Annotated in this window: 10 protein-coding genes; all 10 read left to right on the top strand. The window is 36.9% G+C overall.

Going from position 1 to position 15,575, the window contains the following annotated elements:
- The first annotated feature begins 39 nt into the window (after positions 1 to 39).
- The 10 genes from gabT (at position 40) to CUC15_RS15900 (ending at position 15,426) form a co-directional block, all read left to right on the top strand.
- Positions 40 to 1,344: a 4-aminobutyrate--2-oxoglutarate transaminase gene (gene gabT, locus CUC15_RS15945; protein ID WP_114917612.1), complete on the top strand. Its 1,305-nt coding sequence runs from the start codon at positions 40 to 42 to the stop codon at positions 1,342 to 1,344.
- A gap of 29 nt (positions 1,345 to 1,373) precedes the next feature.
- Positions 1,374 to 2,768, top strand: coding sequence for an NAD-dependent succinate-semialdehyde dehydrogenase (locus CUC15_RS15940; RefSeq protein ID WP_114917611.1), 1,395 nt, complete (start codon positions 1,374 to 1,376; stop codon positions 2,766 to 2,768).
- Positions 2,769 to 2,935: 167 nt separating this feature from the next.
- Positions 2,936 to 3,652: an abortive infection system antitoxin AbiGi family protein gene (locus CUC15_RS15935; RefSeq protein WP_114917610.1), complete on the top strand. Its 717-nt coding sequence runs from the start codon at positions 2,936 to 2,938 to the stop codon at positions 3,650 to 3,652.
- Positions 3,653 to 4,675: 1,023 nt separating this feature from the next.
- Complete coding sequence (locus tag CUC15_RS15930; protein WP_114917609.1) at positions 4,676 to 6,718, top strand: methyl-accepting chemotaxis protein; 2,043 nt, start codon at positions 4,676 to 4,678, stop codon at positions 6,716 to 6,718.
- A 731-nt stretch (positions 6,719 to 7,449) separates the two neighbouring features.
- On the top strand, positions 7,450 to 7,746 hold the full coding sequence (locus tag CUC15_RS15925; protein ID WP_114917608.1) for a hypothetical protein: 297 nt from the start codon (positions 7,450 to 7,452) through the stop codon (positions 7,744 to 7,746).
- A 373-nt stretch (positions 7,747 to 8,119) separates the two neighbouring features.
- Positions 8,120 to 10,858: a dynamin family protein gene (locus CUC15_RS15920; protein WP_114917607.1), complete on the top strand. Its 2,739-nt coding sequence runs from the start codon at positions 8,120 to 8,122 to the stop codon at positions 10,856 to 10,858.
- A 310-nt stretch (positions 10,859 to 11,168) separates the two neighbouring features.
- Positions 11,169 to 12,536 carry an FAD-dependent oxidoreductase gene (locus CUC15_RS15915; protein WP_114917606.1) on the top strand — a complete coding sequence of 456 codons (1,368 nt, stop codon included), beginning with the start codon at positions 11,169 to 11,171 and terminating at the stop codon, positions 12,534 to 12,536.
- Between the two features lie 380 nt (positions 12,537 to 12,916).
- A complete protein-coding gene (locus CUC15_RS15910; RefSeq protein WP_114917605.1) occupies positions 12,917 to 13,108 on the top strand; it encodes a hypothetical protein in 192 nt (63 codons plus the stop codon).
- Entirely contained in the window at positions 13,086 to 14,429 is a 1,344-nt protein-coding gene (locus CUC15_RS15905; protein WP_114917604.1) for an MFS transporter, read from the top strand. The genes CUC15_RS15910 and CUC15_RS15905 overlap by 23 nt, the downstream gene beginning before the upstream one ends.
- Positions 14,430 to 14,466: 37 nt before the next feature.
- The gene (locus CUC15_RS15900) at positions 14,467 to 15,426 is read left to right on the top strand and encodes a 3-hydroxyacyl-CoA dehydrogenase family protein (RefSeq protein ID WP_162800337.1); all 960 of its coding nucleotides are present in this window, start codon (positions 14,467 to 14,469) and stop codon (positions 15,424 to 15,426) included.
- Positions 15,427 to 15,575: the final 149 nt, after the last annotated feature.

Below are 15,575 nucleotides of genomic sequence, written 5' to 3'. Positions count from 1 at the left end.
ACTTATCTATATATTTGGAGTTTAGGGAGGATTAAATTTATGATTAATTACATTAATTCTACGGAAGATTTACAAGAAAAGCGGCAGAAATATATTCCCAGGGGAGTAAGTAATGGGAATCTTAATATCGTGAAATATGCGAAGGGAGCAACTATTACTGACTTGGATGATAAGGAATGGATTGATTTTGCAGGTGCAATTGGCACTTTGAACGTTGGACATAGTCACTCCAAGGTAACAGAAGCGGTAAAAGAGCAAGTAGATAAATTTTTACATCCAGGGTTTAATGTCATGATGTATGAGGGGTATATTCTTCTTGCGGAGAAGCTATGTGAAATAACTCCGGGAGATTTTGATAAACAGGCACTGTTATTAAATTCAGGGGCAGAAGCGGTGGAAAATGCGATTAAAATTGCCCGCAAATTCACTGGCAGACAAGCAGTCGTTTCCTTTGAACGCGGATTTCATGGCAGAACAAATCTAACAATGGGGATGACGAGCAAAGTTAAGCCTTATAAATTCGGATTTGGTCCGTTTGCTCCGGAAATCTATCAAGCACCTTATCCTTATGTTTATCGAAAGCCTGATGCGTTAAGTGAAGAGGAATATATTGATGATATGATTGCGAAATTCCAGGAATTCTTTGTTGCTGCTGTAGCACCAGAGACTGTGGCGTGTATCGTCATGGAGCCTGTGCAGGGGGAAGGCGGTTTTGTTATCCCTCCTAGGAAATTTGTAGAATTTGTAAGAGCGTTCTGTACCGAGCACGGAATCATTTTCGTAGCGGACGAGATTCAAACAGGATTTGGCAGAACAGGGAAGATGTTTGCGATGGAGCATTTTGATGTTATCCCTGATCTTGTAACCGTATCAAAATCTCTTGCTGCTGGCCTGCCATTGAGTGGAGTAGTTGGAAGAAGTGAAGTTATGAATATGGCGAGTCCAGGAGAATTGGGTGGGACATATGCAGGTAATCCTGTCGCATGTGCTGCGGCTTTAGCTGTTATTGATATCATAGAGGAAGAAAATCTGCTGCAGTACTCGGAGGAAATTGGCGAAAGAATTGAATTTAAATTGGCTGAATTACGGGATAAATACGAATTCGCAGGGGAGATTCGGCGATTAGGATCAATGGTGGCAGTAGAAATAGTAGAAAATAGCGCAACGAAGCTTCCGAATAAACAAAAAGCTTCTGAAATTGTCCAATACGCCAATGCCAATGGGTTGTTATTGCTATCCGCAGGTCTAAATAGTAATATTATCCGTTTCTTATGTCCACTCGTTATTACGGATGAAGAGCTTGAGAGGGGATTATCTATTTTAGAGCAGGCATTTGCAATATAAGAAATTATTTGAAGGGAGAAGGTTAGAAAATGACAGACAAGATAAGGGTAATTAACCCTGCAACAGGAGAATTAGTAGAAGAACTTCGTGTTCACACGGCAGAAGAGGTTGAGACAAGAATAGAAAAAGTTGCAGCAGGTTTTAATAAGTGGAAAAAAATAAATGCTCATGAGCGGGCTAGATTACTGAAGAAATGGTCTGCGAAAATTCAGGAGCAAAAAGAAGCTATTGCAAGGATAATGACGTTGGAAAGTGGTAAGCCGATTAAAGAATCCCTAGGTGAAGTAGATTATGCAACAAGCTATATTGACTGGTACGCAGAGGAAGCGAAGCGGATATATGGACGAACGATTCCAGCTAATACAGAGTCGAAAAGGATCCTGGTTACCCGTCAGCCAGTTGGAGTAGTTGCTGCAATTACTCCTTGGAATTTCCCAGCGGCTATGATGACGAGAAAGGCTGCTCCAGCTTTAGCAGCTGGCTGCAGTTTTATCGTTAAACCGGCTGTTGAAACACCATTAACAACAATGAAGTTAATAGAGTTGGCTCATGCTGCCGGCATTCCCGAGGATGCAGTGCAATATGTCAATGGCTCTGGTCGAGTCATTGGTGAAATTTTTACAAACAGCCCCCTGGTGCGCAAAATTACCTTCACAGGATCGACTCCTGTTGGAAAAGAGCTGATTAAAAATAGTGCCGACTCGGTGAAGCATGTATCTATGGAGTTAGGTGGCCATGCACCCTTGATCATCGCTAAGGATGCCGATTTAGATTATGCTGTTACACAAACAATTGCTTCTAAGTTCCGTAACGCTGGCCAAACATGTATTTGTGCGAATCGTATCCTTGTTGCTAAAGAAATTATCGATGAGTTTGCTGAAAAGCTAGTACATGAAGTAGCTAAATTGAAGGTCGGCAATGGATTAGAGGAAGATACACAGGTTGGACCAGTAATCAACGGCAAAGGATTTAAAAAAGTAGTCAGTCAAATTGATGATGCTGTAGAAAAGGGTGCCGATGTGCTCTTGGGAAATACTTTTGATGCAGACGAGCAGGCGGGCTACTATTTCATTCAACCAACCGTATTGAAAAATGTTACGAACGAAATGGTCATTATGCAAGAGGAAACTTTTGGTCCAGTATTGCCAATTACAGTGTTCAGCGATATTAAGGAAGCGGTTGAAATTGCTAACAGTACACCGTTTGGATTAGCAGCATATTTCTTCACCAATGATTATCGGACTGGTAATTATATTCATGAAAATCTCGATTTTGGAATCATTGGCTGGAATGATGGAGCGCCCTCCGCTGCACATGCTCCTTTTGGCGGGATGAAAGAAAGTGGGTTAGGCCGCGAAGGTGGTATTGAAGGCATCGAGCCATACTTGGAAACAAAATACTTATCGATAGGCGGACTTGAATAGAAAGAAAGGACAGAGAGACCGACCCTGACTGGACACAGTTGGGGTCGGTTTCGTTCCCATAGCCATTCTCCAATTATATCAAAACAATCTATTCCCAGATTAATTTAACAACCCGCTCATATTTTTAATCCAAATTGCTAAAGCTAAAAGAAAAAAGGGGAATTTAGATGGAGCTCATCCAAAGATATGTTTCAAAGGAATTGACCCATTTTGTTGGTCGCCACCAACAGGAAAGTGAAAGGTTTGACCTATTGATTGACATTATTAAAAGTGGTTTGCTTTTACATAAAAATATTACAGAGGACATCAAGATAAATACACATGCAAATGGTCTAGAGGATATTGTGACACCTGGAATCACTTGCTTTGCAGATATTCCAATCAATGATCTGTCCTTACATATGGAAAAGTATAGTAACTTTGGATTAGCATTTAAAAAGATATTTCTTGTGGAAAAGGGAGCTAATCCAGTTTCTTATATTGCAGCCAATGGGATTATCCGAGAAGCGAATGGGAGACCTAGAAGTCAAAATAACACAAGAGAAGATTACTTTAAGATGAATATTAAGCGATATTTTTCTATGATGAATCAACTGCAGGATATGCTTAAGAAAGATGAACAGGAAAACATTCGTACTTTGGATGAATTACAATTGCTAGATTCCTTCTTAATTAAACATGTCTTCGCATACCTCAAGCCATTTGATGCATCGAAAACAGACGCTGATAAAGAGAACTATTATTTAGAAAGAGAATGGAGAATTGTGGGGGATGTACAATTTACCCTGGCTGATATCACTAGAATATTAATACCGGAAAAATATGGGGAACGGTTGCGAACAGTACTGCCTCATTATTATGGACAAGTATCTTTTACTGAATGATATGGTGCCTGCACTCCCTGAGTTTTGTGGTATTTTGTCGGAAAGATTATGATCAGTGACAGGGAACATGCAAAAGTACTTGAAGAAGGAAAATAAATTGTCTATTTCTTTTTAGTGATACGGAAATGTTAATGGAGCAATATACTATCAATGAATTCAACCAATTTCTTGATGCTATTGGTAGTACTTATGACTGGAAGACAGAATTAGTTAGTTCTCTTTTCTGCTTGGAATCACATCGTCAAGAACTATATCGTAGCAATTAGCTTTAAGCAGTCTTAAGGAGCAGAGAATACAAGAAGCATAGTTGGTAAACAACATGCCTAAAACCCAGCAAAGAGAAAATAAAGGAGCAGCTTGTGTATTATGAATTTTTATATTGGATGAAATTGTTCTTACAAATGATTACGAGAGCAATCCTCTTTTCTCTTGGTCTTTACTATTTCTACTAAAGGATTTCCATCCCTTATACGTGTATTCCCCAACTATTCAGTCAGTCTAATCTTGGCCTCTTTCCTTCTGTTTTGAAGAGATAGGAACTTCTGGACAGGACGGAATTTTCTTGTAAGAAATCACTATTAATCGATTGATTAATGCATACTCCCATACTCTTTGTTATTTCCATAACTTACCACTCTAAATATTTTAATCTCTCTTAATTTAAGATTACTATAGCCGATATTAATACAGGGCATAGACTATGGATTGACACTATAGCAATGCAGGTTAAATCATTTGCTTATATTAATATGATTATTTTCAAAGTAAGAAGTCAAAGGAGAGTAAAGCGTTGTCATTAACGATGGAGAAACACACATGCATAGCCTAATTACTTTAAATTAGTTCGAGAAGGATTAATAAATCAGTGAATAAGGTATTAGAGGGGTTCATAAATAGTTTGGATGTTAACTAATTTATAGAATGTGACAATCGATATTTTACTATTTTAATAGTTAAATATAGAAACGAAATTGTATCATGTATTTCAATTTTCCATACAAGTTTAAGGAGATAAGTTAATCAATGAAAAATACTAAAACAACTAATGTAAAAGCAAAAAGAAATCGAAGTGTAGGTGGATTTATTACAAAATCTATCCAAAATCAAATTTTGATCCCGTTCTTAATACTAATTTTTTTAGCCGGTGGAGTTGTAGCATTTGTAAGTTATACTTTTAGTGTTAAAAACACAACTGTTGAACTAACTAAAACTGTGGAAAGCCAAATGGGGAGTTTAAATGATACGTTTGAAATGTTCTTCTCAAATATAGACCATACATTGGAACGTTTTATTTCAAATGAGTTAGTAGCAAATTATCAACCAGAAAACAAGCAGGACTTATTAAACTATTTTGGAGAAACGAAAGAAACGAATCATTCTATTGCAAATATATACACAGTTATCGATGAGACAGGAGAAGTAATCATTTACCCTGAAGTAGATTTAGGTGATGACTTTAATGCGAAGGAAAGAGATTGGTATCAAGATGCTGTGGAAGCTAATGGAGAAACAGTATGGACAGAACCTTACACCGATGCTAGTACAGGTGAAACAGTCGTAACTGTATCGAAAGCGTATTACATCGGTGACAAATTGGCTGGTGCAATGTCTGCTGATGTGATGGTTGGAACATTGGTTGGTATGGTAGATAAGCTGGAAATTGGACAAACAGGCTATGGTGTCATTTTTGATAATGAAGGTAAATATGTGGCTCACACGAATCAAGAATATATTGGACAAGATGCGTCTAAAGAAGAATTCTATAAGAAAATTATAAGCACTGGTGAACAAGGCATTGTAGAATATAAATTTGAAGGTAAAGATAAGATAATGGCGTTCACTACAAATCCAACTACTGGATGGATACTTGGTGGTACCGTTTATGTAGATGATTTTCAGGAACAGGCAGAGACTATAGTTATTCCAATCTCGATTACATTAGCTTTAGTGATTCTATTAGCAATAGTTGTATCTATATTGATTACGAAGGGAATAATAAAACCGATTAAACAGGTTATGGAAAGAATGGAGAATATTGCAAGAGGTGATTTAAGTCAAGAACCACTTAAATCGAAATATAGAAATGAAGTAGGACAACTCATTGTAGCAACAAATGATATGAATCAAACTATGCGTGATGTATTACATCAAATTCATGAAGTATCTGAAACGGTTTCAAGTCAAAGTGAAGAACTAACTCAGACAGCAGGTGAATTGAAGACTGGTGCCGAGCAAATTGCTTTAACAATGGAGGAACTTGCAACAGGAACAGAAACACAGGCCAATAGTGCGAGCGATTTGGCTTCCATTATGGGAACATTCACTAGTAGAGTCGAAAAAGCAAATGAACATGGCGAACATATTCAGGAAAATTCTGTTAATGTACTTGAAATGACGAATGAAGGTAGTCAATTAATGCAATCCTCAAGTAATCAAATGGTAAAGATAAATCATATTGTAAAAGATGCTGTAGAGAAAATGGAAAGTTTAAATAAACATTCACAGGAAATTTCTACACTAGTCTCTGTAATAAAAGATGTTGCCGAACAGACAAATCTTTTGGCTCTTAATGCAGCAATTGAAGCCGCAAGAGCAGGTGAGCATGGTAAAGGCTTTGCTGTTGTTGCAAATGAAGTAAGGAAATTAGCAGAACAAGTTGCTCATTCCGTTAACGATATTACTGGAATTGTAACTAATATACAAACGGAATCCAGTATTGTATCTGACTCACTAAGAGATGGATATTCCGAAGTAGAATTAGGAACATCCCAAATTGAAACAACAGGCGAAACCTTTAATGAAATAAGTTCAGCGGTTACTGAGATGGCACAGAATATTAAATCGGTATCCGTAAACTTATCTGAAATTGCTGCTAATAGTCAAGAAATGAATGGTTCTATAGAGGAAATCGCGTCGGTTTCTGAGGAAGCAGCTGCAGGTGTAGAGCAAACAGCGGCATCAGCACAAGAAGCAAGTGGGTCGATGGAAGAAGTAGCAGGAAGTTCTGTGCATCTTGCTAAGTTGGCTGAAGAATTAAATGAATTGGTTGGACGGTTTAAAATATAATGGAGTAGAGATGTAGTAAAATTAAACTAGCTCAGATAGATTCAATTTACCCTAAATGCTAACAGGATGTTTAGTAAAAAAATGTTTATATACTAAGATAACTGGTATCCTAATCAAAGTACTAAAATAAGGATACCAATTATTTTCTATTTATTGGTAGTAATATAATCACCCATCCACGTAAAAGTGCAGAACGGGTATTTCCATTTATTTCTGCTACCTCCTTAAATAGAGAAACTTTATCATGTGAAATACTTACAGGTATACAGTATGGAAATTCTTCTTTCGATTTATCGTATTCTTATTTTCAGTGATAGACAAAATCAACCCCTGAGTTAATTTTTACTCGACTTTTACTACTAAATTTCTAATGAAAATATGATGGACGGAGCATAAAATGATTAAATACTCCTTTCAGCTTTCTTTCGGTATTGTATTTTTCCCAAACTTAATTTCATAGCAACGGCCATCAAAAAACTGGGTAATCGTGATATATTTCCTTGCAAGCACTAATTGATATATCCGTAAATTATGGATTTCCAGTGTTTTATTTATCTGGAAAAAGGGTAAATATATTGATGAAATAAGAGTAAATGCACATACGCTGCGCCCATATTTTTTGAATAATTTAATTTTATAATATACAATATAACATAATAGAGATAGAGGAAAAGGGTTACAGATTAAGGGATGTATGGATAGAACTTATCCCAATAGGAGGGAAAGTAAAAATGACTAATGAAGAATTTGTAATAATGACAAAAAAAGTAATGAAATATGCCCCAGATTGGTTAAAAAAGGATATTAAAAACATTGTGAGTAAGGAAGGAAATAAAGTAAGGGTTAGCCATGTGATTAGTTTACTATATAATCAATACTCATTTAATTTAGGACATATCTTTGCATCCATGGATCGAAATTATGACTGGGCAGCAACTGCACATGATCATCTAAATTATATCGACAATAATATAGACCTAGTAGAATTAATGTTGAAAGAAGCAAAAAAACAGGCATTAGAAGACTAAGCTTTGGGTACCTGGCATTTTGATTGAGCGGCAGGCCACCGAAATCGAGCGTGAAATAGAAAAATCTGGAGTACACAACCGAGTGCAGAAGACAAGAAGGGAAGCATCATAAAAGATGTTTCCCTTCTTACATTTGCAGCATGGGACAAGGTAAGGCCCCTGCCCTCCGTCCACCCCTTAAAGTTTGATATAAATTACGAATAGTATAGTATTATTATTAATAAGAATAAATAGGCAGGTTTTGTGGAGTTAAGAAAGCATAAAAACTTTCTTAACGAATAAGTATGACTAAGGACATTGTTAGAATACTAGGCGGATACTTAGTTTCTAAGAATCTCATCAATATATTTCTAAATATGTGCGGAGGAAAAAGATGACATCTGAGAAACAACTAATTAATAAAAACTATTATCAAACATTTATGGAAGGCAGTGAAAATGAAAATCCAATCAAGGTATTGGGTGAATTATTTAACACGGAGCAGCAAAAGGTAGTGGCAGAATTATCGGATCTTCGCTTTGCTCAGGGAGAGGTATATTTCCTCTGCAAAGATTATGAAGCAGCTATTTTCAAATGGGAAAATGTTAATAACGAGCTAACGCCTTGGGCACAGAAAAATATTGCAGATGCACATGTTGCACTGGATTTTCTTGAAATTGCGGTGGAATATTACCAGTCAGTAAAAACCGATTCAGTTAATTTAAAAACAGAAGTGCTACTGCAGCTTTTCTTATTATATAAACAGCGTGGCAAACTTGAAATGGCAGCTAACTCGATTAAACATGCGGTTGAATTAAATCCTGATTATCCTAATGTAACCGACATGGCAAGAGCATTTTTTGAGGAGCAGTCGGACTTTAGCGATGCAGTCGAACTTGCTGTCGACGAGGCAATTCGCACGGAGTCGCTATTATGGTTCGAAGTTTTAGAATCGTATATCGAACAAGGTCATACTGCAGGCATGGCACCAGCGTCATTTCGTGAAGTATTAATGACCTTATATTCACTCAATCAGGCACGTTTTGAAAGCCTGCTGGCAGCACTATGGCGCAGTTACGAACAAAATGATCCCTCCCTTCAATGGCTGAAGGAGATCAATTATCTTCTTTTAGAAATAAATCCGAATCCATCATTTACATGGAAAAAGCTTACGAAGCTGTATGAAGAGACATATGAGCAATTAATGAATGGAACGCTATTAATCGAAGACTTGTCAACTATTATCCCAAATCATTTAACAAACTGGATGAAAATATCTGCCGGTTCGGATGCCGTCATTGCATCATCAGCTTTGTTAACGTGGAACGAGTTCTATCCTGTATGGATGGATGATTCAATGGTGACAGAAGCAGAAAAAGTAGCAAGTCGTTCCTCACATGACAGGATTGGGCTTGATGAGGTATTAAGAACTTTCCATTCAATTAGGAAATGGGCAAATAAGAATGGATTGATCTTAAATGAACGGGAAGAATGGCTGATTGATGAGCTCCTTGATTCCAAACACTTTCACCTGATGGTTACTGGTGCTGAAACAGTTGGAAAATCAGCTTTGGTTAACAAACTGATTGGAAGCGAGATGACGAGTGAATCTACTTCAGCCACGGTTCTATTTAAGCATGCCGATCAAACGGAGATTCAAGCGATAAGAGATCGAGAGGTTCGAAGCATTACGGAACAAAGTGACCTTGATGAAATGGCAGAAGCTGAGCAAGCACTGATAAGCTATAAAATGCCGATAACTTTTTTAAATAATAATATGCTTACTCTAATTGATACTCCAGCTGTCAACCGGGAGAAATCCAGAAATTCTTTATTTACTTACCTAAATTTGGCGGACGGTTTATTATTCGTTATGGATGCAAGCTCACCACTGACTTCCAATGAAATGGAATTAGCGATTAAAATTAGAGAGCAAGCACCAGAACTGCCGATTCATTTTCTTCTAAGTGATATGCAGCAAGCTAACCACGAGGCAGAGTCGGAATTGCTAGAGAAAACAACAACTTGGATTCAAACGTATTTTCCGAGTTCGAGAGTTTTCAACTATCGTCCGCTTTCTATACATGACAGCCAAGCAGAAGAGGTTACGAAGTGTATTCAATCCATGGTGCAGCACTACAACCCAGAAAATGAAATGCAGCATAAAATTCTGCATTATAGCAAGCAATTGATTAAGCTGTTATTAAAAAAACGGATAGAAATGGAAAACACGCTGCAGGAAACTATGAAATCAAATGAAGAGATGGCAATGAAACTGGATGGTGCATTTCATCAGTTAAAAGACTTACATGAGGGGAAAACCCAGATTATTAAGGAAAATTATCGTACGATTAAAGACAAGATGAGAGAGGATCTGCTAGCTAAGATACCTAATTTGCTTGTATCATGCGCTAAACTAGTGAAGGAAGATTCTGATTTTGATAATATACATGTTACCCTTAATGATGAAATGAATAAGCAGATTAATGATTATATCGATGATGTTGCCTTGCCAAATATAACATCAGCGATTCAAGGATGGATTGCAACAAGTGAAGCGGAGTTCAAGGACAGCCAAGAATCTTTAGATGATATGGCGGAGAGCATAAATCAGCTGGATAATGAAGAACAGATTCGCTTAGATTGTGATTTTAAAGTATTGGATGATTGGCGTCGTGATGTAAACAGAATGACAAGCGGAAGCATCCAGCTGGAAAAAATCAATATCATAAAAAGCTCTCCATCTTCACAGTTTATTATGAAAAACGCTGATAAGCTTTTTGGTGCGATTATTAAAAATAAAGGAATGCTTCAAAATAAGTATAAGCAATTTATCCAAACAAAAGATTATAGTAAAATAGCAGAGTCAATTACAAATACATTCATGCAGCAATTCGAGTTTTTCGAAAAAACGCTCGAACGGGATATCAACATGTTTTTTGTGAGTCCCTATGCAGTGTTAAATCAAGCGGCAGAGGATAAACAACATGAGATTAGCTCTAATGAACAATCGTTAAACAAGATGCGCGAGAATCCTGAGATTTACACGGATCCCTTAAAGCTGTTTGAACTAAAAATTCGTCAATATGGATGGATGACTCAGGCAGATGAGCGGGAATATATAGGTAAGTGATGATTTTATCCACATCGATTTCCCACTAGAAATCGATGTGGATTTTTATATATAATCCTTGTGAAGGACGAGTGACCAAAGCTCCAAATCGAGCGACAGCATCAGAAATTCGAGCGAAGGGAATAAGCTAGATGTCCCTAGCTCAACAATGGTTCAAAGCAATCTTATTAATATTTTTATGTGAAATTAATCACAAGTACTTGTAAAATTTAAATCAAGGTGGTATAGTAACAATGTAAGTTAAGTAAGTTAATTTTATAATCAATTGTGAAACATTGAACATAAAAATCATATTAAAGGATGATGAATTATGAGAGTAGCAGTTATTGGATGTACACACGCAGGAACAGCGGCGATTAATAATATATTGAACCTTTACCCCAATGCAGAAATCGATGTATTTGAAAAAAATGATAATGTTTCCTTCCTATCTTGTGGAATTGCCCTCTATGTTGGCGGCGTAGTTAACGATCCAAATGGACTGTTTTACGCTTCTGTGGAGCAGTTTGAAAATCAAGGTGTACGCATGCATATGAATCATGAAGTAACATCATGCGATATAAATAAGAAGCAATTACTAGCAAGAGATATGAAAACAAATGAAACAAAAAGCTTTGGCTATGATAAGCTGATTATTACTTCTGGCTCTTGGCCTGTTACACCGCCAATTCCAGGTTCGGATTTAGAGAACGTCTTATTATGCAAAAACTTTGCTCATGCTAATGAAATCATTAAACGTTCTGAATCAGTTGAAAATGTAGTCGTAGTTGGTGCTGGATATATTGGTGTTGAACTAGTAGAAGCATTTGAAGAAAACGGGAAAAACGTTACATTAATTGATAGTGAAGAAAGAATTTTAAACCGTTATTTGGATAAAACATTCACAGACCCTGTTGAAGCAACATTTGAACAACGTGGCATTGAATTAGCCCTTGGACAGACTGTTTCACAGTTTGAAGGAACGGGTACTGTGAAAAAAGTAATCACAGATAAAGGGGAGTATAAGGCAGATTTAGTTGTAATGTGTATTGGATTTAGACCGAATACAGCACTATTTAAAGGTCAAATTGATATGTTGCCAAATGGTGCAATTATTGTTAATGAATACATGCAAACAAGTGTAAAAGATGTGTATGCTGCAGGTGATTGCTGTGCTGTAAATAATAATGCAACAAAACAGCCGGCATATATACCATTAGCAACCAATGCGGTAAGAATGGGTACGCTTGTTGCGCATAATCTTGTAAATCCTGTATTAGCCCATCCAGGAACACAGGGTACTTCAGGCTTGAAAATTTACAATCATAACATTGCTTCAAGCGGATTAACAGAAAGTGCTGCAAAACTAGCAGGGTTATCTGTAGATAGTGCATATATTGAAGATAATTATCGTCCAGAATTTATGCCGGAAAATGCATTGATTCAATTAAAAATCGTCTATGAAATTGAAACACATCGCATTGTTGGTGCACAAGTAATTTCTGATGCAGACTTTACGCAGTCGATTAATACAATCAGCCTAGGCATTGCAAATAATATGACAATTGAGCAATTAGCATTAACCGATTTCTTCTTCCAACCGCATTTCAACAAACCAGTAAACTACTTAAATCAAGTAGCACTTGCAGCAATGGCAAAGGAAGCTGAAAAGAGTAAAAAAGAGACTGTTCTTGCTTAAGGGTCAGTTGATGGATTGAGGAAACAGATTTTAGGATTCAATTAACTACCAATTTATATAACTCATCTAGATAAAACCATCGTATTTACGATGGTTTTATTTGGTAGGTAAGAAAGTATACTGCTTAAGTGCAAGTAAGGCTGTCACCTATAGGACCGATGACAGCCAAGTTTTCTATAGGGACAGGTATAGAGTGAATTTGTGAGAGGGATTCAAGCAATTCAAACAAGTAGAAATAATAATTGGAATGTTCCTTATAGAGGAACAGTAACCTTTTCCTAAAAGCAATTTACGATATAATGAAGCTAAGTCATAACGGTAAACAAATCACATAATGTTGAAAGCGCTAACAAAAGAGAGAAAAAGTTTAATAGGGGGGATTGAGTAATGGTCGAGAACTAAGGAGAACTGCTAACTTATCACTTTTCTATCAGGTTATTGCGCTTTTTGTTGATTATTTTTATTATCAAGCGGTCTCTTTATATGCTATTAATCATTCTAATTTTAATATTACTGATCTGGAAGATGAAATTAAAGGAGGAGAAAGCGATGCATGTAACAACAAATGCTGAGAAATTAATCGAAAAAACGAAATTAAATAAATTTCATTGGATGTTACTTTTTTGGGGTGCCCTATTAATGCTATTTGATGGTTTTGATTTAACCATTTATGGCGCGGTGGTTCCTACTTTAATGGATGAATGGGGAATTTCTGCTGTTCAAGCAGGTAGGTATGGAAGTTATGCCTTATTTGGAATGATGTTTGGGGCGTTAATATTTGGAACGTTGGCAGATAAATTAGGCAGAAAAAAGATTATCATGATTTGTGTTGCTATATTCAGTCTATTTATGCTTCTCGCTGGCCTAGCTCCAAGTCCAGAAATATTTGGCCTGTTCCGATTCATTACTGGTTTAGGATTAGGTGGCATGATGCCAAATGTCATTGGGCTTATTAGCGAATATTCTCCAGAAGGAATGCGCAGCCGGATGATCGCTACGATTATGGCTGGATATTCCATCGGTGGTGTTATCGCTGCTTTTCTAAGCATGCTTCTTATCTCTAATTTTGGTTGGGAATCCGTATTCTTCTTTGGTGCTATTCCATTGTTATTCTTGCCTTTCTTAGCGAAGAACTTACCAGATTCAGTTGGCTCGCTGGTCAATAAAAATGACAATAAAGGAATACAAAAGATTCTTGTAAAGGCAAATCCAACGTATACACCTTCTGAAAATGAAACATTTGTTTTAAATAAGCCTAAAGAAACGTCATCTCCAGTAAAAAATCTATTTACTGAAAAAAGAGGACTCTTAACGGTGATGATCTGGTTAACATACTTTATGTCACTATTAATGATCTATGGATTAAATACATGGCTGCCTAAATTCATGACCGAAGCTGGTTTCCCTCTTGGTTCAAGTTTAAGCTTCCTTTTAGCGTTAAATGTAGGAGCAACAATTGGTGCAATTCTAATGGGATGGCTAGCAGACCGTTGGGGTGTCGGTAAAGCGCTTATTCTGTTCTTTCTAATGGCCACTATTTCAATTACCAGCCTAGGATTTGCAACAAATATGGTTCTATTGTATGTAATGCTAGCGATTGCAGGAGCAGCAACGGTAGGAACGCAAAACCTTACACACTCCTATACTTCTCAATTCTATCCGATCACGATGCGCTCAACTGCATTGGGATGGGCATTAGCAGTTGGACGGATTGGCGGAATACTTGGACCAACAATTGGCGGTATTTTACTTGCTTCAAACTTAACTTTACAGCTAAACTTCTTTATATTTGCCATTCCAGGAGTCATTGCAGCGTTGGCTGTATTCTTAGCCAATCAACAAGGACGAAAAGTAATTACTGACGAGCCGAAACTGAAAAAAATTGCTACATGAAGATTTTAAATTACATCATATGAAAAGGGGTATTAAATTGGAAAATATTACAATACTTGGAGCAGGAATTATGGGACATGGTGCTGCTCAATTATTTGCTCAAGCAGGAAAGAATGTACGTATTCGAGCCAGGCGCGAGACATCTTTGGAAAAAGCAAGTGAACTCATTACAAATAGCTTAAAAATAATGGTTGAAAAAGAAATGCTGACTGAACATGAAATGAGTCAGGCATTAGCCCGTATCACATATACGACCGATTTGCATGAAGCAATTCGGGATGCTGATTTCATTCTTGAATCAATTCCAGAAGTTCTCGAACAAAAACTAGATACTTATGACATTATTGAGAGCGTTGTTTCTGAGAATACGATTATTTCATCCAATACTTCTACTTTCCCATTGAAAGACCTGACGGGGAGGGCAAAGCATCCGGAGAGATTTATCATTACTCATTTCTTTAACCCGCCACAGCTCGTACCAATTGTGGAAATAGTTAAATTCGATAAGACAGATGAAAACATCGTAAATACAACTTATGATTTAATGAAGGAAATCGGAAAATCCCCAGTAGTTCTAAAAAAAGAGATTACAGGCTTTATCGTCAACCGTGTTCAAGTAGCGATGCTTCGCGAAGCGTTTCACTTAATTGAAACCGGCGTGGCTACTGCTGAAGATATCGATATCGCTATGAAAGGAAGCATGGGCTTTAAATGGGCTTTCTGCGGTCCAATAGAAAGCCAGGATTTAGCGGGTCTGCAAACAACAAAAGCAATGGTTGGCAACATTATGGAAGATCTATCAAATACAAGAGAAGTTCCTTCTTTCTTATCGGAAATGGTGGAAAATGATCAACTCGGCATTCGAACAAATCAAGGGTTTTACAAATATGATGATCATGGTGAAAAAGCCATCCATACACGGGACGATCATTTCTTAGATCTCTTAAAGCTACAAAATAGTAAAGAGAATAAGGACACTGTTGCATCTTTAAAATGATCTTAAGTCCCTGTCACTTCCCGGTTTTTGTCATGATATGTCTAAAATCTGTAAGCTATTAGGTTTTAATAATATGACAAAATACAGTAGCAACTGAATATAATGATTTCTCTAAGAAGGCTAGAACAGAATAATTTTGTTCTAGTCTT

Origin of the sequence: Oceanobacillus zhaokaii (genome assembly GCF_003352005.1) — a bacterium.
Classification (GTDB): Bacteria; Bacillota; Bacilli; order Bacillales; family Amphibacillaceae; genus Oceanobacillus; species Oceanobacillus zhaokaii.
This window is presented reverse-complemented; position numbering and strand designations above follow the sequence as displayed.

What these genes read in the sequence shown, in the direction of transcription:
- gabT (WP_114917612.1), top strand. Translation starts at nt 40, where the DNA reads ATGATTAATTACATTAATTCTACGGAAGATTTACAAGAAAAGCGGCAG.
- CUC15_RS15940 (WP_114917611.1), top strand. Translation starts at nt 1,374, where the DNA reads ATGACAGACAAGATAAGGGTAATTAACCCTGCAACAGGAGAATTAGTA.
- CUC15_RS15935 (WP_114917610.1), top strand. Translation starts at nt 2,936, where the DNA reads ATGGAGCTCATCCAAAGATATGTTTCAAAGGAATTGACCCATTTTGTT.
- CUC15_RS15930 (WP_114917609.1), top strand. Translation starts at nt 4,676, where the DNA reads ATGAAAAATACTAAAACAACTAATGTAAAAGCAAAAAGAAATCGAAGT.
- CUC15_RS15925 (WP_114917608.1), top strand. Translation starts at nt 7,450, where the DNA reads ATGACTAATGAAGAATTTGTAATAATGACAAAAAAAGTAATGAAATAT.
- CUC15_RS15920 (WP_114917607.1), top strand. Translation starts at nt 8,120, where the DNA reads ATGACATCTGAGAAACAACTAATTAATAAAAACTATTATCAAACATTT.
- CUC15_RS15915 (WP_114917606.1), top strand. Translation starts at nt 11,169, where the DNA reads ATGAGAGTAGCAGTTATTGGATGTACACACGCAGGAACAGCGGCGATT.
- CUC15_RS15905 (WP_114917604.1), top strand. Translation starts at nt 13,086, where the DNA reads ATGCATGTAACAACAAATGCTGAGAAATTAATCGAAAAAACGAAATTA.